Here is a 24,919-nt window from a genome sequence, read left to right on the forward strand (position 1 = left end):
TCCTCCGAGAGCGTCGGAGGATTTTTTATTTCAACGTGTTATTCAGTACTTCTCACCGCTACGAACGGGAAGCGTGTGGTTTAATTCTTGCCACAGCTCACCGCCGTTCTCATCTTGGATATAGCCATGGCCGTTTAGCGCCTCGACAATGTCATAATATGCCCAATAACCTGGCGTCACGTCTGCAAATCGGACAAGGTCCTCGCTGTGTCGATCCACGAAATCCACATCGACTTTGCGCTGAAGCATACGGTTGACAATAGTCACCACTTCCCCGCGGGTAATAGGATTGTCCGGCTTAAACGTGGTGTCTCCATACCCTTTGACCCAACCGAGACGGTAAAGCGCATCAACTGCGGGATAAGCCCAGTGCGTCATCGTAAGATCAGTAAAATGCGATGTGCCGTCGCTCTGTAAATGAGCAAACTTAAAGACCACGGTGGCAAATTCACCGCGAGTGACCGGTGCATCCGGTCTGAAACTGCCGTCAGGATAGCCGGTAAGCACCGCTTCCTCTGTAAGATACCCGACAGCACCGTAATACCAGGCATCTGATGTGACATCAAAGTAGTCCGCGTCGTAGGTCACACCAACTGTCGGCGTATCATCAATGAGCCGTGAGAACATGGCCGCCATTTCCCCTCGCGTCATTGCACGGTCCGGCAAAAAGGTATGATCCGGATACCCATGCATGTAGGGTGCGTGGTCATGACGTTTCGGCTTCGGCACATCGTTTGACGGCTCCGGTAAATGATTCCAGTCAATCCACAATCCGCCGCCATGATGCTCGATATCTTTCTGTGGCGGTAGGGTCGGTGTCAAATGCCACGTCCCGGTGACAACCGTGTCGCCATCAAAGGCTTGCGCCATGGTTTGATCCCACCCGAGAAAAGTCCATAGACCCTCAGAGCGTTGAACGTTCATTCCCGGCATCGGTGTGGTCGGCGGATCGAGCATTTCACCTGTCACAAAGGTGACCGGCGACGGCAAATAGAGGTTCAGGGCTTCAGGTGTCGGGTTGTTGTGATCATCCACAAAGACGTAAGTGATGTGCCCGTCTTCTCCCGGCGACGGCGGATCGCCAACAAATTGCCAAGTGCCTATAAATTCAACGGTATCATGAACCACAACATCTTGATTCGGTGACCATCCTATAAAAATCCATCTGCCTTTCGGCGTATCACTCCATACATCGTTGAGAGTTACCGGCACGTGAACAATATCGCCTGCACCGGCCTTATAAGATGGCGGCAGCTGAGCCATAACGTCTCCAGGCAGACCCTTGCCGTCAAGATCTTGGAATTGATATATGATGTCGTAAGTGATGGGCACCGGCGTCGGTTCAAATACCCACGTGCCTGTTACCGTCACATCCTCATGGTCAATTGTGACAGATGCCGCGTCCCAACCTTGGAAAGTCCATGTCCCGTCCGCCACGGCTACAGCGTCATAGCTAAAAGGGGTCGTCACTACGGTATGACCTGTTACTTGCCCGTCAACATCCGCTGGCACCTTATCCAAAATGCCGTCCGGCAATGCTTTGTCCGGTGTGCCGCTGACAAAGCGGTACGTCACGCCGTAGGTGTTCGGAGTGAAGTGCCATACCCCGATAAAAGGAATATCCTCGCCGCTTACAATTTTTTGCGTCGCATCCCAACCGCCGAATGTCCAGACGCCGTCATATACGCTATCCTCGACTCTCAGCGGTGTTACCGATTTGGCAGTGACAGTCTGTCCCTCGGCGTAAAACGTGTCATCTGTCGGTGTCAATGCTTCCACAGCAGTAGGTAAGACTTTGTCCGCCGTGCCGCTGACAAAAGTATACGTGACGTTAAATCCGGTTCTTTGATTCGTCACCTCAAACCCTGTGCCGATGGCATCAGCATGAAGGTTCGTTGGTATAATCGTCGTGACATAGTCTTCCACCGGCATTTCAGACAATGTCCAGACGTTAAAGGCAAATTCACGCCGTGTCATCCCGTCAGAGTCAGTGCCTCGAGCAATGGTTAACGGTTCAAGGTTTGTAAATTTACCTGCCCCTTTAAAAGTTAACGGAGTTTGAACGCCGCTCAGTGTCACCGTCACGTCATCACCACGCTCCGGTGTGCCGCCAATCCACGTCTTGGACACAGGTACATCGACGGTTTTCATCCAACGAGCATAGGCATGTAAATCCGCTTCATCGGTCTTCAGGGTATCAGTGATGACTGTGTTCGCCGTTTCGGGACCGGACACGCCTCGAGCTTCTTGATAGTAGTCGATGAAGTCCTTGTCAAAGGGGAAGAGAGCCGTGTATAAATCATCCACTGCCACCGTCACATCCACATCTGAAAGTTCAGCCGTATAAAAATCAATATATTGATAGCCTTGTCGTGTCGGTACATCAGGGTACTTTATTGCCTTTTTCGTCACATCATAGGTTGGCGACAACCTATAGGTGGCATCGTCTTTACTGTCATAGATAGCGTAAAGCTCACGGACAACATTCCCGTTCTCAAACTCACCTTTGTTGGCGTGGTAAGTGACCTGAGCACGCTGTCCCACCACCACAGCTTTAGTATCCGGATTGTAGACAAAATCCCACGCCATAATCCCGGTATTGTCCCCGACAGGTGCTACCGCCTGAGCATACGTCGTGTCGCCCGGAATGACATGGGTGGCATAAACCAATTGATCCGCGACAGCTTGACCGGTTGTTGCATCCCAGTCCGTGGCGCCGCGGGCAACAGTATAGCCCACATAGCGTGCCTGAGTTTCCGCCATGCCCATGGCCACGTGAGCATCATCCACGCGCCCGCTCAACGCTTGCGTCGGCACTTCACTGATACTGATGTAGAGCGGCGCAGACGGCACACCGGACAAAATGACAGCAGATTCTTTATCCAGCACACGAATATCGCCAGTATCAATGATGGCATGTGGCGTAATGGTCACATCTTTTTTAGCATAGATATTCACACCCGGAAGTTCCAGCTTTTGTCTCACTGCTCCGGCCTCGTCGATATAGTTTTTCCCCGGATGGGCGATGCTTCCAGATCCGTCACCCTGACTGTTGTCCTTTAGTGTCACCTCGTCCAAAGTCAGCTCACCGTCATTGAAAATACCGCCACCGAGTAGATCGGCTGAACCGCCGGAAAGTTGAGAGCCGCCTGTCACCGTCGTTGTCCCTGCATTAAAGATCAGGCCGCCTCGTGACCCGTGGCCATGAGTGAGCACAGTATTGTTCAAGTTTAGTGTTGAACCCTGTCCTACATAGATGGCCCCGCCATCTCCAAGTGCTTTGCCATCACCCGATTGACTGTTTTGGATATGCGACGCCATCAAGTTCACGTAAGATGTGTCGGCATAAATAGCTCCGCCATGAGGCTGTGATGTATCCGATACGTCGTTTCCCCTCTCAGCTTTTGCGTTGTCCACAGTAAGGTCCGTAGCTGTAAAGCTCGTGTTGGTCAGATGAATGGCGCCGCCTGCTTCGGCGTCGGAAAAGCGACTGGTACTGTTCTTGATGGTGACGTTATTGAGATTTAACGTGACATCTTTCGCTGTGATCGCTTTACCTTGATCTTGCATATCAATGGTAAAATTTTTGAAGTTGATAGGGTGATCCGGCCCCGATGGATCTAGGGAAAACAGCGTCGTCACTCCCGGCCCGGGGACAAGCGTCCTATTTCCCCCGTCAAAGGTATCCCCATAGATAAAATACCAATCGTCATCATACTGCAAGGTCGTCATCACGTGGATAGGTTCAGTGGACGTCTTTAAAAGCTGTACTTTTAATTCATTGGCATTATACACCGTAATGGCGGCATACACCTTCTCTCCCCTAAGGAGCCCCACAGCCAGAATAAACAGCGGCAACAACCTTCGTAATCTCCTACTCATATGCCCTCCTTAAAATATCCCTCAATGCACATCTGGGTTAAACGCACACAGCGGGACCTATCTTATCACAACACTTAGTAATACGATAACACATCATTTAATAAAATTTTACCACATGAGCATAGCTTATAACACGCCCAAGCCTATTCTACAAAAATTTTTCCATACGCTGTGGATTTATAGTGCTTCTAATGTTGCTTCCAATAGGCTTCGAGGTGTATGACACCATCAGAGACCTCGAGAGCATGCTTGTTCACCCTTAGCGTGACCATAAAAAAGCACGGTTTGCTAGTCAAACCGTGTCATGATACGATATAAAATTTTAAATCCGTTTTACAGCCCTCACCCTATGGCAGTCCCATCGATTGGGTAGCCGTCACAAGACAGTCGCTCTCTTTCGAAACTGAACACAGTGCCCCTGAGCCACCGCCTTAAAGGTCTAACCTTTCCCTAATTCCAACCTTTACATACGTCAACCCAACCTTGGGCATCGGCATAATGTTCAAGATCGCCAACCGTCAGTTCGATGGCGCTGTTACTGCTGCCGCAGGCGGGAAACACCGTTTCAAAACGCTGTAACGATACATCGAGATACACCGCCACGCCGTCGTTGATAGCAAAGGGACACACACCACCAACGCCGTGGCCGATGAGCGTCTCGACTTCATCACGACTAAGCATCTTGGCCTTGGTATGAAACCGCGCTTTAAACTTGGGATTGTCAATTTTGGTATCCCCTGCCGCGACAATGAGTATCGGTTTCTCCTCGACCATAAAAGAGAGCGTCTTGGCAATACGCTCCGGCGGACATCCGAGAGCGGTCGCCGCCAGTTCCACTGTAGCACTGGACACATCAAACTCCAGCACGCTGTCCTCCAACCCTTGAGATTTAAAATATGCTTTCACTTTTTCGATCGACATAGCCTCACCCTTCCCGTCAGTTTCTACCTATTATACCACGCCTTGGAAGAAAACGTCTTGCACCGCCCGGATATCAAATTAAACATGAAAAAACGACCGGTGGGTCCGATCGTTTTTCTTATGCGTCGCTTAGAAGAACGTTGACTAAGCCTGAGCTGTATCGACGTCGCCGGCCTTGATAGCATCTTAAACTTTCACTGCGAATACGACGAATCTTGCATTTTCGGTTTCATAGCTGCACGTCGACAGGGTCAGAAATTGTGCATCATTGTCGACGTCGTCAACAATCAGATGCATGGCTTCTTTTTTGATATCTCGAAAATAATCTTTAGCCCCATACGTATCATCAAAGGTAACGTACCTATTAAAGTTGAACACTTTATTTTCCGTATGCAGATTTAAAATCATAGCTCCGATGACTTGATAAAGGATTTGTTGATCGTCAACATACAGATAGATGTCCCGATTAGCTTTCATGTAGGTTTTGTCTTTGTAGTTTGCCAAGTCGGAAAACATGGTGCCGTTTAACATGTTGTGGCCATATATGATGAGATTGTCGGAATGTTTGATGTCGTTCTCATAGTCCATAAAGATGGCGCCTTTGCTGTCGTTGTCTTTATTGATATTTTTTTTGAGATAATAGTCATTGTCTTTTCCTTGAAGGACCGGATATTGGATCCGGGTGTTGGGGATGTCAATTATACCGACGACATCGGAATTGATGGTTTGCAGCCGTGCGATCTCCTCTTGCTTGTACATGTTTTTCGAGGATTCCAACGAGGCGACGTCCAAGTTGTGTTGAGTCGTCTCGGTAATGTGAGTGAGCACGTTGTGGTTGATGTCGTGTCGCCGTGTCCATTCAATATAGGCTGCCATGGCAAGTAGTGCCGCTGCTAAAAGTATGCTGATGTTGCGATGAGTGGATGGTTTCATAGACTCTTCCTACTTAGATTTTCAGCTGCCCCTAAGACGGGGCAGCTGATGACACGTTATGCATGCTTGGATCTTTTTAAGAGAAGGAACAGTACAGCTAAACCTAATAACGGTGTAATGCGTTGTGTGTCCTCGACGCCTGTCTTTGGAATAGCTTTTTCTAAGTGATAGATGACTGCCGGGGTGAGGGTGTTGGTGATATTATAGCCTTCAACGTATGCGGTATAACCGTCCACAGGGTCTTCAGTGACGGTATAGGTGATGGCTTGACCGTTATTGAATGTCTCAAGACCGCTAAAGGTCCATGTCCAGTCCTCTGCATCACTCACGACTTGGTGATCGACTTCGACCCCGTCGGCTAACAGACGAACGGTGATGGTATCCGGACGTTTGCCGTCTTTATTATTCTCATCATCCCAAATCTTATGCCCGGATATTGCAAAGGTATCTCTTGCTATCGGAGGATTGTCACTTGGCACCGGTGGATTGTCGTGTGGGGTCGGCGGATTGTCACTTGGCACCGGTGGATTGTCGTGTGGGGTCGGCGGATTGTCATGTGGATCTGAAGGCACCTTGGTGTTAGTAATGGTAAAGCCGTCCGTCATAGTCCCGTCGATACTGACATGGTACCATGTCCCTTTAATCTGAATGTCGTCATCGTCTGTAGCGCCGTCTTCTTTGACGGTGTAGGTGATGAGCTCACCACCCAGGGTCTTGGAGGCTTGTAAATCCTCAAAGCTTCCTTGCCAATTGTTGGCTACACTCAGGGTGACGGTTTTGCCTGTGGCTTCACCGTCGGCATAGAGGGCGACGTCGACGGATTCAACCGGTGCCTCCATGGTTGTGCTGTCACTGCCAACCCAGACTTTGTCGACGTGAATATCCCGTGTTGGCGGTACCATTGGCGTCCATGGGCTGGCTTTGGTGTTGGTTATCACAAAACCTTTATTTAGATCGCCGCTAATTTCTGATTTATATCCTTTCACCGACTCTTCTTTAACCGTGTACTTTATCTCTCCCTTGTCTTTTTCATATCGTGGCAGATCCTTAAAGACATCTCTCCAGTTATTGTCTTTATTCAGTTCTTTTTTTGCCACTTCCTTATCACCGTTCATAAGCACAACGTCAATTTTTTCAGGCAGCTTGTCACTATCGCTTTCTATCTCTCCATTTTCATTTTTCCATATCTTTTCAACAGGAATGTCAATCGGATTCTCACACACTGCCTCATAATTGAATAAATAGGCTTGATGGTCTCCTACAACAGACACTACGTTATATACTTTGCCCAAGAAGTTAACTTGTGACTCATAGATGGATTCTCCATGCTCTTGCATACCTTCTTCAACTAAAGATAGTGTATAGTAATGATAAAAGCCATCATCCTCAGAGTAATAGGAATAATTTCCATTTTTATCAACCCATTGACTGACATCAAATTCGCCTTCCCATCCACCGTTTTCCGTAAGTTCAATCAATTGATCCGTAGCTTTCCCATCCACATATAATCTCACTTTAACCGTAGATACAGGGATTTCGGACGAAGTGAGTATCCTTCCGCCTTTTATAAGAATTTCAGAACCATAGTAATCTATTACCAGTTTTTTAGGATTGTCACTGTACTGCTGAGTTGTGTCATATTTTCTACTCCATCCTGTAGTCACACTACGGCTGGCGAGGTCTATTTCATGACGAAAATTACAATCATACCAATATTTTTTAACCTTGAGCACCTGATCTTCTGGTTTATAGATTTGACGAAGTACAATGCGAATACCTCCAATACTACTTGGTTGGCCGTCTTTATAGTCGTACCACATGTCAAGTGATAGTATCTCATATTTTTGTCCGTCTACTGTGATTTCAATCGGATCGCCATCAAAATATTCTTGTAAAGGTATAACTTTATCGCTGATTTTAAGGTTTAACTCTCTATTCGCCTCAATATAACACCCTGTGTCAATCGTGGTGACTGCATTTTCTTGAATCTTAGGCATGTCTTCTTTTTCAATGGTAAAAAGAATATCACCATTAGCTTTATCAATGAGCTCTATCTTTGGAGCAAATCCCTCCATGTCATCGTCTATGTGGTGAAAAATTTCTATTTTTATAGAATCCTGTTGCGCAGTGCTTTTTTGTGCTTCCGGTGCCAATACATCGTTAGTGTCTTCCTCTAAACCAAGAGGTTTATCATTATCTGCTGTGACTACATCATTGTCATACTGACTCTGCTTTTCGTCTGCGGTCATATCTTCTTCAGCAGTTTTATTGTCCTCATTGTTGTCCTCGTCATTTTCGGTCTTTATTACATCTTCCTGATTGACACCGGTTTCTTCATTCCCATTTGCATTGACAACTACGCTATTGAATCCGCTAATCATAGTTGTAAAGACAAGTAGGAATGCGAGTACAAGTGCCAGCACTTTCTTTTTCATGTGATTCATCCTCTTTCTTTTTACTTTTCTACAAACCAGTATCCGTTAAAATCGAACTTACCTGCTCGATATGGATGTGAATTTTCTTTTAGCATAAAGCCGTTTATCACATTGCCATCGGTGTCCATTTCCCCAAAAGCGCCCCGAAAGCTTGAGCCATAGATAATATGCCCCCCACTTTCCATGACACTGCCTTGAAAGAATGAAAACGGCAATGCTATCTTCTTTTCAAGCCTATAAGTCTTCGCGTCTTCATCGACCAGATACTTATAATAGTAGGAACTGGTTCCTTTCGGTAATGTCGTATCTTTATTGATTACAGGCGGAACTTGTACCACATCGTCAAAGCCTTGCCATGAAAAGTTCCGTCGACTTTCCATAATAGCGCTGTTGTTATCAAACATATAGAGGTAGTAGCTTGTTGCAGGCAGCTTTTTATCTCTTGCGACATATACAGTGTGCTGACCTGCATGAGGCTTAAAGTTCCCCTCTTTTTTGTAAAGATAGCTGCTATAATTTCCTATGTCCTCCCATACAGACGGTTCCGATAACAAGTATTCTATCTTAGGAGTCTTCCCGCTCACATCTATCTTCATAATCGTAGATGTTTCCCTCGAACTGATGATAAGTGAACCATCGACATAGTCTATTGAGTTTGGATGAATCACATCCAGACGACCTGAATTATTTAAAACTGGATGATTGACAATTCCTGTTGCTTTTTCATATAGATCCGGCAATAAATCCTTAAAGTCTACAAGCTCCGTCACCGTATCATCTCTTAAGTCAATCTTTATGACGCTGTTATATACACGATTTTCTTTCCATAAGACTTCCTTATCCGTTGTCAGCGCATACAGGCTGTCATCTGTCATGGTAAAATCGTGGTGAATTGCATAATTCCCAAAGTCATAGAGATGCTCAGTCTGCCCCAAGCGATTGATTTTGGCAATGCCGTTTTCATCATCGACGGTGGTATAAAGACAGCCATCCTTAAATTTAACATTTACAAAATTGCTTTGAAGTTCTCCTCTTATCACACCATCATCATCGATTAACAAGCTATATTCCCCTGCCCCTTCTTCCACTCCGGTAGGAAGCATAAACAGTCCGTCAATCGGCTTTTCCTCGCTGTTTCCTTTTTGTACTTTTAGACCCTTGTATGTGGTGCTCTTGATGTCAGATGCAGCATAATCAAATCGAACTGCCTTTGTCTTGCCACTTTTTTCTGTTATAGTCAGTGTGATCGTGTTATTCTTTCCCGGGACAAGTCCCGTAAGAAGGTACTCATGTTCTGTCCTATAGCCACCCTTACCTTGTAACGCTCGTTCAAAATCGTCGATTTCCGAGTCCGGCACACTAATTGTTTCACTCACTTTAACCGGACTTTTCGTATTGAAATACACATAAAGCCCTGTCGTATTAAACGCATAAGGATCACTGACAGCGAGAATATCCGGGAAGTTATATGCGCTGTCCTGTTTGAGTTGATCAAGAGTTGCAGCTATCTCTTTGCCTTTATCTACCGGATTGGCCATGTCTTTTATTGCCGGCACATCTAACTGATGAACCGCTATAGCTTTATCTTCTATACTGAGTTGTCCGGTACAACCGCAGAGTGCAAAAAGACAGATTCCTACAAGGGTAATATAAATGCCTGCTTTGCTAGTTTTAAGCTTTTCCATGCGCTAATCGCCTCCTTATATTCCATGCCTTTCTTGGTTCGATCACCGATAGAAGCACACATATAAAAATAAGCAGACAATGCCCGTGTACTCGACATTTCTGCTTAGTATCTTTATTTATTGCATCACAAAAAGACGGAGCTATAACTCTGTCTGTCTGTCTGTCTGTCTGTCTGTCTGTCTGTCTGTCTGTCTGTCTGTCTGTCTGTCTGTCTGTCTGTCTGTCTGTCTGTCTGTCTGTCTGTCTGTCTGTCTGTCTGTCTGTCTGTCTAACGAATTTTCTCATCGTAAACTTCCTCTGTCAATCCTTTACATAATTATGATAAGAAAAATTATTCACCGGAAAGTTCTCATATTGACCATATTTAACTTCCCAGTGAGTAATGTCATACGCCTGTCTTTAACAGCACAAATGCCACGATATATAGGGCATAGATATGCGCCGGATAAAAAATATAAAAGAAATATTTCGAGCCTTTACCTCTTTTCCCATTATAGAAATATAAGGGAATGATAGAAAATATCATCATCCACTGGTGATTTCCCCCAAACAAACTCGCCCAAGTAAAGTCGGGATAAGAAAAGGCGCTCAAGGCTGCCAATGCAATAATTCCCAGATACTGCCGGAGTCTTTTTTCTCGAGACAGATAAAACCATACCGCAAGAAGTACCATAAGGAAGCCACCTTCTACCCCCATATAAGATGGAACGGCAAACTGTACCAGTAATGCAAGTCCTATCTGATTGGCATTAAGTAAGGCATTGAAGATGAAAGTCGGCAATATCGGAAGTACAAGTACAATAGTCCCTTTGACGAACTCCTTATTTTTCAGCTTTTCAATGCCCCACATGGCAGCAACTGAGATAAACATCGTTCCGAAGACATTGTTCATCAGTACTATCTGCGGTTCATCTATAGGAAGACTTCTCATAAGAAGCGGGGATACTATTGACATGAACCAAAACCCCAGCAGCAGTCTTAACGCGTAATGTTTCCGATTCCCGGTGTGATAAAATCCCTCTGCGCACGTAAACAAAAATATCGGCATTACGCTTCGTCCAAACATATGCATCCATGTGACATTTCCTGCCCAGTAAAACATCTGGTGGATATGATCAAAGACCATAAGCGCCGCTCCCAAGAGCTTCAATTGATAACCGTTAATACCTTTTTTCTCTGTTGCCTGCAATTTTTCACTTCCTCTCTATTTTCCAAAATAATATACGGTCCCATCGGTAATAAAGGCATAGACAAAATCAGTGTCTTGATAATAGGTCACGCCTTCCGGTGAATCCTCCAAGGTGCTTTTGACTTGGTTATATATACCATCCAGCGCCTCGCCGGACGCTCTTAAGTGATCCACTGTAGCCGGTTCCAATTCTTCTTTCATCTTCCTTGCATCTTTTGCTGTGACATGAAATTTTCCATTTTTTTTGTTATGCTTCAGTTGGTAGATAAAAGAAATATGTTCTGCAGTTTTCGGCATGATAGCAGGAATCTTGCCCTGCTCGATAAATTCTTCAGCTTCTTCATAGGTGCCAAGGTCAATTGCCAAATAATCAAAGGGATCTGAAACAGCAAAATAGGTAATGACAGATGCTCCGATGATACCTACACAAAACAGAGCCACTAAACTTGCAATGATAATTCTTTTTCTTCTTTGCATCCTTTTGGCATAGTTTTTTACATGTGTTTCATACTGCCTTTTGACTCCCGCCTCTTTTTTGTGTTCCACTTTTATCATTTCTAAAAGTTCTCTGCACTCTTCACATTCATTGATATGCTCGTCTACAAGTTTTCTACTTGACTCACTGATAGCATCGTCGACATAAATAGGCAGTAAATCTTGTATCACGTCACAATCATAGATCATAACCATATTCCTCCTTGAGTTTGTTCTTTATCTTTTTTCTCGCTCGAAAGACAAGAACTTTTGCAGATGAGGTGCTAATGCCCAAATCACTTGCAATTTTTTCATAAGAATCTTCTGAATAGATACGAGCTAAGAATACTTCCTGCATATTGTGCGGAAGTTCAAAGATTAGACTTAAAGTGATTTCTAAAAGTTCTTTTTTAGCCATCACATCGAAATTGTCGTCATGGTTGTGTTCAAAGAGTGTCAAGTCCCCTACAAAAACATCGTCATACTTTTTCTTTCTAATTTCGGAAAGGAAGGTATTTTTTGCTATCGTAAAAAGCCATGTTTTTACAGAGCTTTTTCCCTGAAACGTTGAAATATTGATATATGCTTTAAGAAAGGTTTCCTGTGTGATATCATCGGCCATGGCCTCTTGATAATCGCACAGCTTACTTACGAATCTATGGACATCATCTTTGTACTGCAAATATATATCCTCAAATTCCAAGCATACCCCTCCTTCCTTTTCAAGCCTTCATCCTATTTAGACGTCTGTAGCGCTGTAAAGTTACAAATTTTATCTGCTATTTTTTGCATTCTTCTCACTGAAATCACTGATCTTGGTATTTTACAAAAGGATGTATTAAAATTTGTCTTCGTTCAAACAAAAAAGGTGATTAGATTTTACTCTCACCACCTTTTAGTGCTGTGTATTATCCTGCCTTTGATGATGTATTCGCGGTAAATCACGTTGCGTGTCACCAAGTCAAGTTAAGCGCATATAAAAAAGACTTGTTGTATAACAAGTCTTTTTTATATAGGTTGTATAAACGATGTGACATCAAGTTAACATCCCGTTTGGGTCTTAACTCCATCCCAAACTGAGCGCTTTATATTCATGGTGTCGACAACAGCCAGGACAAAACCTCCCGCAACACGCTTTAGATGAGTTGATCCAGCGCCGCCTTAAGATCAGCAATGATATCTTCAGCGTCTTCAAGGCCGACGGACAGTCTCACCAAACCTTCAGCAATATCAGACGCTTGTCGTTCTTCCGGTGTATATGGTGAATGGGTCATGGATGCAGGGTGTTGAATCAGTGTTTCACAATCGCCAAGACTTACTGCAAGGGTACAGAGTTTGACATTGTTCATCAGTTTGATACCGGCGTCTTTGCCGCCCTTAACTTCAAAGGAGATCATGGCGCCCGGCAGACGCATTTGTCTTTGGGCAAGTTCATATTGTGGGAAGGATTCAAGCCCCGGATAGGCTATTTTTTCAACAGCCGGATGGCTCTCTAAGAACTTGGCGACTTCCAAAGCATTGGCACAGTGTTGTTTCATGCGCACTGCCAAGGTTTTCATACCCCGTCCCAACAGATAGGATTCAAAAGGTCCTATAACCGAACCCGTACAATCTTTAATACCGACTAATCTGACTTCGTCGATAATGGATTTAGCGCCGACGGCAAAGCCTGCAATGACATCGCCGTGGCCGTTCAGGTACTTTGTAGCGGAATGGACGACCACATCAGCGCCAAGTTCGAGAGGTCTTTGTATAAACGGTGTGCAGTACGTATTGTCGACAACCAAGAGACAGCCCTCAATGCTGTGTGCCGCTTTCGCCGCTTCTTCAATATCGGTCAGATACATGTTCGGATTTGCCGGTGTTTCGATATACACAATCTTAGTATTTTCTTTTAACGCCGCTTCAATATTTTTGACATCTCTGGCATCGACAAAATCAACTTCAATATCGAATTTGGCAAGGCCGTGATTTAAAAGGGCAAATGTACAGCCATAGAGTGTTTTGGCGGCAACGACATGGTCACCGGCCTTGAGTTGAGACCAGAACACCGATGAGATAGCTCCCATGCCTGATGATGTGGCAACGGCCGCTTCGGCGCCTTCCAGTTCCGCCAATTTATTTTCGATAACAGCTGTGGTCGGATTGCCGAGTCGGGAATAGATGTAGCCGTCTTCTTCAAGAGCAAATCGCTTGCCGCCTTGTTCCGCGGAATCAAAGACAAATGTTGAGGTTTGATAGATTGGCGTTGCCAATGCCCCATATTTGTTGGTGTCGGTACCTGCGTGAATTGCTCGTGTTGAAAAACCTTTGTTCATAATTTTCTCCTCCTGATAGTGTGCTTTATTGATTGCTTTAAATTAACTTACTTGCTCTTAGGTGCCCATTTGGCAAAATCCCAAGGATTTTTCTTGATAAATCCATCTGCAAAAGGAATGAAAATGGAGAGGATAACGAAGAAAGCCAATGCAAATTGATACCACAAGAGTGGCATAACTTGGAACGGTGACACTTGTCCTTCTGTAAACTGTACTGCGGTCAAGACCTGAGCGCCGTATGGGATAAAGCCCTGCATAATAGCTCCGAAGCTGTCCAATAACGATGCCGAACGTCTCGGGTCAACTTTATATTCTTCGACGATATTTCTTACAATCGGCCCGTCAATGATGATCGCAACCGTGTTATTCGCCGTTGCCATATCCGTTAACGATGTGATGACCGCTATGCCGACCTCTGCAGACTTCCGTCCTTTGATAAAGCCTTTAATCTTAGTTAAAATCCACTCGATCCCGCCACCGAAACTGACAATGCCGGCAAGACCGCCTGTGAGCATGGACAATAAGAATATTTCAAACATCCCTGCAAAGCCGTCATATACAAAGTTTGAATATTCCAACAGATTAAATGCGCCATTAAACAGACCGATAGCGCCGGAAAGCATGGTGCCAAGCACCAAGACGACAAAGACATTTAGACCCGCTATGGAGCCGACTAATACAAAAATGTACGGAATAACTTTGATAAAGTCGAATTCATACACTTCTTTGGCCGGTACTACATCCGGCCTGCCGAAAACAACCAACAAGACAACCGTAACAATCATGGCAGGTATGGCCATCGCGAGGTTCGCTCTGAATTTATCCCTCATCTCGACGCCTTGTGTTCTCGTAGCAGCAATCGTGGTATCGGAAATGACAGAGAGATTATCCCCGAACATTGCGCCGCCGATTAACGTCGCGATAATTAACGGCATAGAGATGGTGGTCTTTTCTGCAAAGCCGACAGCGATCGGTCCAAGGGCCGCAATTGTGCCGACGGATGTGCCTGTTGAAATGGAAATGAAACAGGCTATGACAAAAATTCCCACGGTAATCAGTCCAGGAGGAATAACGGATAAGCCGAGATTAACCGTGGCATCCACGCCGCCCATTTGTTTGGAGACGGTTGAAAATGCTCCGGCAAGTATGTAGATAATGCACATGATAATGATATTCTCATCACCGCATCCTTTGATAAAGGCATTGAACTTATCATCCATTTTGCCTTTGATCATCAAAAATGCTGCAATGATACCTATGATAACCGCTATAGGTGCTTTAAATCCATAAAACCCCATTGAATCGCCGTTAACGACCAGAGTGGTCCCTATTGCAAGATAAGAACCTATAAATAGTATAAATGGAACCAACGCCAAAAAATTAGGCTTCTTATTTTCCATACTTTAACCCTCCTACATTTTATCAATTGAGTATTTTTTCATTCTGTTGATGAGTAACGTGTGCGTTGTATGCAGTTTCTTGGCCGCACCTCGAATTGAGTTGGATTCTTTTAAAACCTTTTTTATGTACTGTTTTTCAAAGTTTTCCACAGCATCTTTGAGGCTGCCGCTTTCCTGTTCGATCCCGACTTCATCATGATCGAACTTAATGTGTTTAGGTAGAACGTCACCGTTATTTGACAACACGACGGCGCGTTCAAGCACATTTTGGAGTTCTCTGATATTCCCCGGCCACGAATAATTTCTAAGCATATTCTTTGCCGCTTCGCTAAAGGTGATCGACGTTCTGTTATAGCGCTTACGCATTTTTTCCAAAAAATAATGGGTTAAAATATCCAAATCTTCCATACGCGCTCTCAATGGCGGTATTTCTACCGAAAAAGTATTCAGTCGGTAAAACAAATCCAAACGAAATCTGCCTTCTTCGATGAGTTTAAGAAGATTTCTGTTAGTGGCCGATATGACCCGTGTGTTGACATCAATTTCCCGATTGGATCCGAGCCGTCTGATTTTCCCCTCCTGAATCACACGCAACAGCTTAGCTTGAAGATGATAATTTAACTCGCCGATTTCATCCAGGAAAATAGAGCCGCCACTACACGCTTCAAAGATGCCCATCTTACCTGAAGACTTCGCCCCTGTAAAAGCTCCTTTTTCATATCCGAACAACTCCGATTCCAAAAGCTCTTCAGGAATGGCCGCGCAATTGATGCCCATAAATTTTTCATTCGGCCTTGAATAGGAATGTATGGCTCGTGCAAACATCTCTTTTCCGGTGCCGCTCTCTCCCAAAAGGAGGATGCTCGCATCGGCATTGGCAAATAGCTTCGCCATCTCAACCGCATTGATCAAGCTCTCGGACTTGCCTACAATCTCGTCAAATGTAATATAGCTTTTCGTTGAAAAATCCGGTTCTCCAATCTCTTTTAACGTCACCAGATAGCCTATAAAAATATTTTCTTCAGAAAATAATTTGTCGGCATTCAATAAAAAATTTCTACCTTGTATCTGACAAATCTTGTTCTTGATCGTTTTATCGGCCGTACTGATCAGCTCATCCAATTCTGTATCCGAAATATGGGCGGTGATCGCCTCGCCATCTTTGATAGTCACCAAATACTCTCGTGCAAGTTTATTGACATATTCAATTGTCCCGTTCTTACTAAGCAGCACCACCCCTTCTGAAATTAAATTGAGAACCGATTTAATTTCAATGTCTTTCTCTTCAAAACTCATGACGCCGATCTCTTCAATATGGTCGAATCCGTATACGTTTTCCCATTCCTCGTACACAGCTTCATAAATTTCACTGGCTATTTCCGGCAATTTTAAGTAAATCACATTGCTGTAAACTTCCATCGAAAGGACCGGTATATCGTGAACCTGTAAGACCTTTAACATATCAAAAGTCAAATGCGGTCGGTTAATCTTAAATATAATTTTAACCCGTTTGATTTGCATGACTCCTCCTGTGTTCTCATCAAATATATTAGCAAATTTCATGCCATATATGCCGCTGTATAATACCTCATTTAGCATGATTAAAATCGTACCATTGGAATAATATTAAACCACTATGCTGATGTAGTAACCGTCGACAAATTATGTGGATTATATTTAAACCAAAACGGAATAAAATAATTCCATTTTTGCCGTTTAAACTGCCACAACTCGCATAAAAACTCATTCATAAATCAAATTACTCACTGTGAGCGCGCCCCTTCTCGTTCGTCGTAAACACTCCAGCCTACGACGTCTTCAGATGGAATCTGACGTCATCCGAACATGACAACATCCTTAAACTCGGCCATAGGTAGTTTGGTACGACTTTGCTTTTCATCACTCTTGAAACTGCGGTGCCTATGCCGGCGCCACAATCTTTGAAAAACTTTCCACTTCATCTTTAAACCGTCCGATCATCTCTGCGCCGCATTTGAGATGACGGTATGTGCATCGCATCACGATATTTTTGAACAGTTCTGCGTTTGATGGTAATGCCCTCTTCATTCAGCAGTGCAACCAATTTGTTGTCTGAGAGAGGATGAACTTTGTCTTCGGCGTCAATCCGGTGTTTAATTCTATGTTTTATGTAGTCTTGAGAGACGCTGTTGTGTAACGTCATGGGTGTAAATAAATCCTTTAAAGGCATGACACCTTGATAATATTCCAAGTATTTTCCTTTGACTGCTCTTGAGACCGTGGAAATGGAAAGGCTTAACACATCTGCCACATCTTTCATCCTAAGAGGTTGTAATGGGAGGTTGTATATAAAGAAGTCTTTTTGGTATGTAATGATGTATGCCGCCACATCCCTCAGCGTTTGATTCCTCATATCGACGGACTTCATAATCAGGGCACTTCGATTTAATCTGTTATGTAAATAGGCTTTCGTGTCCTCGTCAATATTTTGAGAAAGCAGGTTCAAATAATAGTCATTCAAGTGAATAGTCTTCTCCAAATCCATATGTATAGCAATGTCTTGGCGTGCCACGCTGACAAATATTTCCGGAATGACATACTCAACGGTTCTATCTCCTTGGTAGACCTGTCCCGGTTTCGGATTGAGCCTTTTTATGGTTGCAGTTAAACTCTGCACCTCGCTTATAGATAGGCCCATTTGTTTCGCAATCTTCTGCCATTTATTTTGCGCGATATCTTCCAAATGGTCTTGGATCAACCGAACTAATACGGTATCGGAGCGATCAATTTGACTGATGAGACATTCCGACAAGTGCCGTGCACCCACCCCTGGCGGATCCAACGTCAACAGTATGCTGTGCGCGTTTGCCACACGCGCTTCAGGCTGCAACAACACGTCGGCGACCTCGTCAAGAGACATCGTTAGATACCCCGACTCGTCTAAATTCAAAATTAAGTAATGGATGATAAGCCGTATATCGCGCTCCACATCCAAGTCCCTAAGTTGCGACAACAAATAGTCCTGCAACCCCTCAGCGTTGTAAGCAAGCTCTTCTATCGGATTATCCCCATACGTGACGCTTTGAAGTGAGGATTTTAAACGGTTCACATAGTTGTCTTGCTCCAATCTCGATGTGAAATCCAACATCACATTCTCTTCGCTCTCCTCTTTTAAGAATCGATCCAGCTCAAAGATATTCATGGAAAGTACTTCCAGGGATTGGATGAATTTTGTGGAGATATTTAATTTCGGTTGCATTTGTAAATCCAATTTCATAATCATCTCACCAACAAAATTATATCACACCCCATCCTTCAAATTGACTACTCAAGTTCTCTTTAAATAATCTGCCGGCAACGCTTCAACCCCATCTAGGACAGGTTCCAATAAAAAAACGGACTTCCTAGCTGAAATCCGCTCTACTTTGAAATAATATATTTACGTCTTCACTCATCTTTAGGCCTGATCGCCGCTAAATCGTTCATCGTCTGTCCAAATCGGGTCGCGCAGACAAAGTCATAACGCTGTGTGAACCAATCCATATATTTGCCCATCAGCCAGCCATTAAAGGCCATCATAAAGATGGTACCGATTCCCACACCGACTAAGCGCTGCAAAAAGACAAAGGTTAGCGACAACGAGCTCAGCACCATGATCAAGTCACAAACTGTTTTGACCCATCGCACGGGTTTTCCTGTAAAAAGTGCCAAGTCTTTAACCACGACATCAAACGGCATGAGGGGCATCGCCGATAGGATAAACAATGTGGCACCGCAGCAAATTGCGATCCATCCGAGGGCAAAATAAAATAATTTAAAGGTCAACGCATCCGGCAAAAACATAATAACACTATCCGCACCATCCACCATCACTCCAAACACAAATCCCACAAGAAACGAAATGGTATAGGAAGCTTTCGGTTGCTTGGTAATCATCATCACAATGCATAACACTACCGATTGAACGATAAAGTTCATCATGCCGAATGAGATGTCCGGAACTATAGTATTCAATACTTTCGGCAGTGAACTTAATGTGGCAATGCCAAAATCCGATTTGACCAATAGGGACAACGATATACTGTTGATGCACATGGCCAGAGTAAAGGCAACTTCTTTAGAAAATTTCTTTTTCATATACTTATAATAACATTGCGCCGATAGGATAGCCAACAAAGGTAGCAATGACAACAGAAATAAACATTGCAATGAAGCCATAGATCATCATCTGCGTCGTAGTGGTCCACCCTGACGAACCGGCAATGGCCACACAAGGCATAGCCGGCGGTGTGGCGAAAGCATAAGCCGCCATCATACCGATATTCACAATTAAGGAAGCCACATTCACTCCCTCAATATTGGCGGTGACTGTCAGCGCAGCTGCTGATACTACCGTGGCGGTAACCATGTTCGAAGACAAATTGGTTTGCACTGCAGCCCATAAGGTAAAGACTAAAACCATAACGATCACAGGCAAGTTCGCTGTGAGTGGTGCCAATCTGTCGGATATCCACGCCGTGACACCAATATCACCATTCGTAATGGCAGATCCCAACGCCGTTGTGCCCGCGCACATAATGACAGACGACCATGAGACCCCTTTGCTCATAGCTTCTGAAAAATTCAAAATCGGCTTGCCCTTGTCAGTGAGGATACACAGAATCACTAAGCCTAAAAGAGGCGGAAACGCCGTACCCAGCGCATCAATTTTAGTTACTACGTTAAAGATGAGGCCTGTGGTAATTACAGGTGTGATCAAACTTGGCAGAACCCACAGGGCAACGACGAGAATAAAAACCCACAACACAATTTTCTCTGCTCGAGTCGTTTTTCCCCTCACGCCGGTAATCCGAGCGGCATCAAATTTGGCAAAAGCAGATGTGTCCGGTTTCAATAGATATTTAAACGTCAAAATAACCAACCCCGCAGATATCAGCCCCACCGGAATTGCACTGGCCATATAGGGACCATAATTAATGGCTCGCCCATACATTTCTGAATAAGTACTCATGGCGAGTATGGGAAAGACGTGAGCAATTGGCGTCATGCCGGAAGAGATTCCGCACATAATCACCGTACCCATCATCAACATGCCGGCAAATTTATGGCCTTTTTCAAGTTCCAACAGCGCATAAATTTCTTCCAAGATCGGCAAATAGACAAAGAATAATACTGTCGGCGAAATAAAACTGCCAATGAACAGAATGCTTGCAAAATATAAGGTCACAAAAATCCAAGGTCCACGCGACGCAATCGAGGAAGAAATAAAGGCGACGGCCGTACGCTTAATATACGTCGTCTGAGATAAGCTGTAAGTAACCACAAAGGTGAAGATCAAAAAGACAAATGTCGACCCACCATATGCACCTGCCAGTATCGACGCAAAATTTAATTCCGGCACAAATGCCAGTGCACCAATCAACAAAATCGACGGCCAATCAATGGACACCGTCAACCATAGAATGAGAACACCTGCAAAAATGCCCAATACCTGCATCCCTGACGGAGATAACCCGGGAAAAGCCGGAACATACCGCCCGGCAAACATCAATACTAACGCAATGAGAATCGTCACAAAACGACCCATACTTTTGTCTTGCTTCATTGTCATACGCTCCCCCTAAATTAAAGCATGTTGCTCACGTAAAATAGTTTGTATCTCTTGACAGTTCAACTGACCACGTTGGGCATAGTGTGAAGCCATGACACCGGCCGCATGGCCTGTGGCAAATCCGGTGCCCATGACACGCAGCGATGCCAAAGCAAGGGAATCACAGGAGATTGTTCTGCCCGCTGCAAATAGATTACACAAGTCCTTGCTGATTAGCGCGCCCATGGGAATGTCGAACCAGTCATTGTCTTTCACATCCATATAAATCAAGCCGGATGAAGAGTGAATTTCAGCCGGCCAACCGGCCCGGGCAACAACCTCATCGGACTTTTTACAAGCCATGATATCTTCCCCCCTCACAGTCACCTTGCCGCGCATCCGTCGTGCTTCACGAATTCCAATCACAGGAGCCGTTGCAGATAGGTAGGTTCGTTCAAAACCTTGGGCATATGTCTGAAGGGCGTCGGTGTAGGCATGAGCCTTCTTACGCAAGATCATCATTGAGGCGGTCAACTCCGGCCCGCTTAGATTGCGGATGGAAACACTGGGAATGGTTAAAAATCCATACGTATCATCCGCCACCTTTACAATGAGACCTTTCTCTTTATCCAGACTCGATATACCCTCCTCTTTTCCCTTTTGTATAGCCTCTGTAAGCAGGGACATGACAATCTCTCCTCTGGGTATATTTTCCAACCATGCAGCCAAGGAAGACTGCTGGACTTCTCCCTGTTCATTGCCCCAATCCGTCTTTAGACCTGCCATATGAATCAGGTTGCCATTGCCCGTCGCATCAATAAACGAGGTAGCCATCACCAGGGTGTCCTCTTCGTCATCATGTATAGTGATTGAGTTTATTTTACCATGTTCCACTTGAACTGAAACCACCGACGTGTATAAACGATAATCGACAGACGACGCTTCCAAGAGATCATCCAATACCAGCTTGAGCACCTCCGGATGAAACCGCACCGAGGCATTGCCCGTACTTGGTGAAATCGTATAGCAAATATCTTCGCCATAGGCTTTTAATCGCTGCAAGACTTCATCGCCGATACCAAAAACAACTTGTTGCGGCACATCACCCTTCGTATAAAACCCGCAATAAGCCGATACCCATGAATTTGTCGCTTCACCACCAAAGGCACCATGCCGCTCAATTAATAGCGTCTTAGAACCATTACGGCTTGCAGCCAGTGCTGCGGCTACACCGGCACTGCCGCCTCCTGCAACAACCACATCAAATTTTAATTGCTTCATAATGCCCTCCCTCTGCCGTCTTGATTGTACCATTATATTAAAAAATACCGTTATCCTAAATTCATAATTTATATAATACCTAATCGATTATTACTATGCACATCATCCATAGCGTAAAAATTCTCATTTACCTTTTGCCAAGGTAAAGCACACATTGATTCCGCCATGGAGTTTTTGTGTCTCGTTTCGTACCCAAACTAAACAGAACCCCCGGTATAACTCGAAGGTTCTGTGGATAGAAAAAGAATTGCGCTACTCCAAGGATTCAGATTATGGAGCACCCCCTATAGTCTGAATCAGGTATGTAAATTCTTTTTCAATCGAAAAAAGTGGATAGTAAACGCCATGGTCCCTTGATTAGCTAGCCGCAGCCAAAATCGGTTCCCTTTTGACTATACATCTCAAAACCGTGATACGAATAGACCAATCCCAATAAAAACAAAAAGAGGCACCACCGATATCACGCCATGCCGGTAAATACTTTGATATGCTTTATGGCATTCTCATACATACCCTCTGTCATTGCCTCGTTCAATCCGAAATAATCCGGCTTCACAGCACTTGAAAGATAGTTGTCGGCAAACTGTGTCACCTTGTTAAAGCTTGCCGTACCTATATTAATCTTGGCAATCCCAAGAGATACAGCTTTGCGAAAATCATCATCTGAAAGGCCTGATCCCCCATGAAGCACCAAGGGTATTTGTGCACGCTCATTAATCGCATCCAGTATGTCAAAGGCAAGTTCAGGCGCCGTCGGATAGTCACCGTGTGCATTGCCGATGGCTACAGCAAGGGCCGATATCCCGGTTTTCTCACAGAATTCCCGGGCAAGATCGGGATTGGTACACTGTATGCCGTGATCACTCAAACCGTCCTCACTGCCTCCGACTAAGCCGAGCTCACCCTCAACCGACGCGCCATAGGTCTTGGCACGTGCCACCACTTGCCGTGTTCCTTGTATATTGACATCAAAAGTATCCATAGAACCGTCGTACATCACCGATGTGAACCCCAGCTCAAGAGCTTTGGTAATGACGTGCATACTTCGACTATGATCCATATTAACCGCCACGTCCACCGTCGCTTCTTTGGCGGCACTCACCATAGCCGGTCCGATATATTCCAACGGTGAATAGTGCAGCAGCCTTTCTGCGATCTGTATAATGATCGGCTTGTTAAGCGCCTCTGCAGCCTGAACCGCGCCTCGGATCATCTCCAGGCTGCCCACATTAAATGCCGGAATGCAACTGCTGTCACGCCACGCCCTTTGAACGAGGTACTCCATAGTTACTAAACTCATATTATCAACTCACTTTCTCAGCATTCTCACTATGCCTAGCTATATAAGGACAGGCACCGCGGCGTGCGGTGCCTGCATGATAAGCATTGTATGACCAATCAGTCTAATACCATTTACATAAAGAAGCTTAAAATTATAATCTCCACGACTCCGACTGCCCAGGCAATCGTCGATGTTACCGACCATACCTGCAGCTGTTCCTTGGCCTCGGATACACCAAGGGTTCTGTTGACAACCCAGAAGTAGCTGTCGTTAAAGTAGCCGAAAAATAGCGAACCGACGCAGCAAGCGACAGCGCCCAGCATAGGACTGACACCTGCGGCAATCAAAATCGGTGCCGAGATACTGGCCGCCGTGGTCATAGCAACAGTGCCCGAGCCTTGAATAAATCGCATTGCCGTTGAAATAACCAAAGGCAGAATAATCATCGGAATGGCTGTCTGAGCCAGTCCGTCAGCCATAAAGTTGCCCAGTCCGGAATCTTTGATAATCTGACCGAGGGCGCCACCACCACCGGTCACCAGCATGATAATACCGGCACTTGCCATGCCTCGCTCCATAGCGGTAAGCAGTTCCTCTCTACCAAACGGTCTACCCAGTGTAAAAATGGCAACGATTAATCCCAGTCCGACGGCTACGATAGGCTGACCGAGGAAGATAAGGACTTGCATGAATCCATCCGTCTTGCCCAGCGCCGTCGCTACAGTATTGATGAGAATTAACACGATAGGAAGAAGCAGCGGCGCAAATGACTCGAAGGTGCCCGGAATACCTGACATGTCCATTTTAAACGCGGCCTCATAGTCCGGCTCCTGATACTCAGCCTTGACGACTGTCCCGTCCGCCTGCATCAGTCGGTAAAACTTCTTTGAGAGCACCTGACGAGAATAGGCGATACAGGCAATGGTCATCGGCAGTGCCAGCACCAGAGTAAGCAGTATGAACTTACCCACATCAATACCGAATATCCCCGCAACACCAAGGGGGCCCGGTGTCGGCGGAACCAAAGAATGGGTGATAACAAGCCCTGAAGCCAGTGCCACGCCAAGTCCAATCACGGATTTACGTGTCGATTCCGAAAGCGCTTTAGCGATGGGTGCCAATACAATAAATCCGGAATCACAGAAAATAGGAATGGATACGAAGAAACCGGTGAGCGCAAGGGCTTCTTCTTCTCTGCCCTTGCCAAACAACTTAAGAAATGTATACGCCATTCGCTTCGCAGCTCCCGATACTTCGAATATCTCGCCCATCATAACGCCAAAGCCGATAATAATACCGATGCTTCCAAGTGTGCCTCCGAAGCCTGTAGTAATAGAATTGACTATACCGAATGCCTTTTCCACACCGTCAACCTCAATGGTCTGTGTGGCAAGCGGCATGCCTCCGATGATGCCTACCAATACTGTCGTAACGATAAGCGCCAAGAATGCCTGCACTTTTGTCTTAAGTACAAGAAGAATAAGAATTGCAATGCCAATCAGGAGCGCAATAAGCATCCTCTGACCGTCTAGACCGTTTACCATAATAA

General features: G+C 45.0%; 17 protein-coding genes. All 17 read right to left on the bottom strand.

Annotation, left to right across the window (positions count from 1 at the left end):
- Positions 1-42: 42 nt before the first annotated feature.
- The 17 genes from O6R05_RS04980 to O6R05_RS05060 all read right to left on the bottom strand — a co-directional run bounded on the left by O6R05_RS04980 (position 43) and on the right by O6R05_RS05060 (position 24,914).
- Positions 43-3,882, bottom strand: a complete 3,840-nt coding sequence (locus tag O6R05_RS04980) for an SHIRT domain-containing protein (protein ID WP_271190898.1) — start codon at positions 3,880-3,882, stop codon at positions 43-45.
- A gap of 450 nt (positions 3,883-4,332) precedes the next feature.
- Positions 4,333-4,803, bottom strand: a complete 471-nt coding sequence (locus tag O6R05_RS04985) for a YbaK/EbsC family protein (RefSeq protein ID WP_271190899.1) — start codon at positions 4,801-4,803, stop codon at positions 4,333-4,335.
- Positions 4,804-4,989: 186 nt separating this feature from the next.
- The gene (gene srtB, locus O6R05_RS04990; protein WP_271190900.1) at positions 4,990-5,736 is read right to left on the bottom strand and encodes a class B sortase; all 747 of its coding nucleotides are present in this window, start codon (positions 5,734-5,736) and stop codon (positions 4,990-4,992) included.
- A 56-nt stretch (positions 5,737-5,792) separates the two neighbouring features.
- Entirely contained in the window at positions 5,793-8,171 is a 2,379-nt protein-coding gene (locus O6R05_RS04995; protein ID WP_271190901.1) for a Cna B-type domain-containing protein, read from the bottom strand.
- A 20-nt stretch (positions 8,172-8,191) separates the two neighbouring features.
- Entirely contained in the window at positions 8,192-9,856 is a 1,665-nt protein-coding gene (locus tag O6R05_RS05000; protein WP_271190902.1) for an aryl-sulfate sulfotransferase, read from the bottom strand.
- Between the two features lie 386 nt (positions 9,857-10,242).
- A complete protein-coding gene (locus O6R05_RS05005) occupies positions 10,243-11,046 on the bottom strand; it encodes a TraX family protein (RefSeq protein WP_271190903.1) in 804 nt (267 codons plus the stop codon).
- A 15-nt stretch (positions 11,047-11,061) separates the two neighbouring features.
- Positions 11,062-11,730 carry a zf-HC2 domain-containing protein gene (locus O6R05_RS05010; RefSeq protein ID WP_271190904.1) on the bottom strand — a complete coding sequence of 223 codons (669 nt, stop codon included), beginning with the start codon at positions 11,728-11,730 and terminating at the stop codon, positions 11,062-11,064.
- On the bottom strand, positions 11,720-12,223 hold the full coding sequence (locus tag O6R05_RS05015; RefSeq protein WP_271190905.1) for an RNA polymerase sigma factor: 504 nt from the start codon (positions 12,221-12,223) through the stop codon (positions 11,720-11,722). The genes O6R05_RS05010 and O6R05_RS05015 overlap by 11 nt, the downstream gene beginning before the upstream one ends.
- A 433-nt stretch (positions 12,224-12,656) precedes the next feature.
- On the bottom strand, positions 12,657-13,838 hold the full coding sequence (gene megL / locus O6R05_RS05020; RefSeq protein WP_271190906.1) for a methionine gamma-lyase: 1,182 nt from the start codon (positions 13,836-13,838) through the stop codon (positions 12,657-12,659).
- Between the two features lie 47 nt (positions 13,839-13,885).
- Entirely contained in the window at positions 13,886-15,238 is a 1,353-nt protein-coding gene (locus O6R05_RS05025) for a Na+/H+ antiporter NhaC family protein (protein WP_271190907.1), read from the bottom strand.
- A 12-nt stretch (positions 15,239-15,250) separates the two neighbouring features.
- Positions 15,251-16,759: a sigma-54 interaction domain-containing protein gene (locus O6R05_RS05030; RefSeq protein ID WP_271190908.1), complete on the bottom strand. Its 1,509-nt coding sequence runs from the start codon at positions 16,757-16,759 to the stop codon at positions 15,251-15,253.
- 442 nt (positions 16,760-17,201) lie between these two features.
- Positions 17,202-18,494 carry an RNA polymerase factor sigma-54 gene (gene rpoN / locus O6R05_RS05035; protein ID WP_271190909.1) on the bottom strand — a complete coding sequence of 431 codons (1,293 nt, stop codon included), beginning with the start codon at positions 18,492-18,494 and terminating at the stop codon, positions 17,202-17,204.
- A 170-nt stretch (positions 18,495-18,664) separates the two neighbouring features.
- Positions 18,665-19,354 (bottom strand): YczE/YyaS/YitT family protein, encoded by a 690-nt coding sequence (locus O6R05_RS05040; protein ID WP_271190910.1) that lies wholly within the window; start codon positions 19,352-19,354, stop codon positions 18,665-18,667.
- A 4-nt stretch (positions 19,355-19,358) separates the two neighbouring features.
- Positions 19,359-20,828, bottom strand: coding sequence for an SLC13 family permease (locus O6R05_RS05045; protein ID WP_271190911.1), 1,470 nt, complete (start codon positions 20,826-20,828; stop codon positions 19,359-19,361).
- Positions 20,829-20,837: 9 nt separating this feature from the next.
- Positions 20,838-22,088: an FAD-dependent oxidoreductase gene (locus O6R05_RS05050; protein ID WP_271190912.1), complete on the bottom strand. Its 1,251-nt coding sequence runs from the start codon at positions 22,086-22,088 to the stop codon at positions 20,838-20,840.
- Between the two features lie 460 nt (positions 22,089-22,548).
- Positions 22,549-23,388, bottom strand: coding sequence for a ketose-bisphosphate aldolase (locus tag O6R05_RS05055; protein WP_271190913.1), 840 nt, complete (start codon positions 23,386-23,388; stop codon positions 22,549-22,551).
- 113 nt (positions 23,389-23,501) lie between these two features.
- Positions 23,502-24,914 (bottom strand): GntP family permease, encoded by a 1,413-nt coding sequence (locus O6R05_RS05060; RefSeq protein ID WP_271190914.1) that lies wholly within the window; start codon positions 24,912-24,914, stop codon positions 23,502-23,504.
- Between the last annotated feature and the right edge of the window lie 5 nt (positions 24,915-24,919).

It is taken from the genome of Peptoniphilus equinus (genome assembly GCF_027921445.1).
GTDB lineage: Bacteria > Bacillota > Clostridia > Tissierellales > Peptoniphilaceae > Peptoniphilus > Peptoniphilus equinus.

What these genes read in the sequence shown, in the direction of transcription:
- O6R05_RS04980 (WP_271190898.1), bottom strand. Translation starts at nt 3,882, where the DNA reads ATGAGTAGGAGATTACGAAGGTTGTTGCCGCTGTTTATTCTGGCTGTG.
- O6R05_RS04985 (WP_271190899.1), bottom strand. Translation starts at nt 4,803, where the DNA reads ATGTCGATCGAAAAAGTGAAAGCATATTTTAAATCTCAAGGGTTGGAG.
- srtB (WP_271190900.1), bottom strand. Translation starts at nt 5,736, where the DNA reads ATGAAACCATCCACTCATCGCAACATCAGCATACTTTTAGCAGCGGCA.
- O6R05_RS04995 (WP_271190901.1), bottom strand. Translation starts at nt 8,171, where the DNA reads ATGAAAAAGAAAGTGCTGGCACTTGTACTCGCATTCCTACTTGTCTTT.
- O6R05_RS05000 (WP_271190902.1), bottom strand. Translation starts at nt 9,856, where the DNA reads ATGGAAAAGCTTAAAACTAGCAAAGCAGGCATTTATATTACCCTTGTA.
- O6R05_RS05010 (WP_271190904.1), bottom strand. Translation starts at nt 11,730, where the DNA reads ATGATCTATGATTGTGACGTGATACAAGATTTACTGCCTATTTATGTC.
- megL (WP_271190906.1), bottom strand. Translation starts at nt 13,838, where the DNA reads ATGAACAAAGGTTTTTCAACACGAGCAATTCACGCAGGTACCGACACC.
- O6R05_RS05025 (WP_271190907.1), bottom strand. Translation starts at nt 15,238, where the DNA reads ATGGAAAATAAGAAGCCTAATTTTTTGGCGTTGGTTCCATTTATACTA.
- O6R05_RS05030 (WP_271190908.1), bottom strand. Translation starts at nt 16,759, where the DNA reads ATGCAAATCAAACGGGTTAAAATTATATTTAAGATTAACCGACCGCAT.
- rpoN (WP_271190909.1), bottom strand. Translation starts at nt 18,494, where the DNA reads ATGAAATTGGATTTACAAATGCAACCGAAATTAAATATCTCCACAAAA.
- O6R05_RS05040 (WP_271190910.1), bottom strand. Translation starts at nt 19,354, where the DNA reads ATGAAAAAGAAATTTTCTAAAGAAGTTGCCTTTACTCTGGCCATGTGC.
- O6R05_RS05045 (WP_271190911.1), bottom strand. Translation starts at nt 20,828, where the DNA reads ATGACAATGAAGCAAGACAAAAGTATGGGTCGTTTTGTGACGATTCTC.
- O6R05_RS05050 (WP_271190912.1), bottom strand. Translation starts at nt 22,088, where the DNA reads ATGAAGCAATTAAAATTTGATGTGGTTGTTGCAGGAGGCGGCAGTGCC.
- O6R05_RS05055 (WP_271190913.1), bottom strand. Translation starts at nt 23,388, where the DNA reads ATGAGTTTAGTAACTATGGAGTACCTCGTTCAAAGGGCGTGGCGTGAC.
- O6R05_RS05060 (WP_271190914.1), bottom strand. Translation starts at nt 24,914, where the DNA reads ATGGTAAACGGTCTAGACGGTCAGAGGATGCTTATTGCGCTCCTGATT.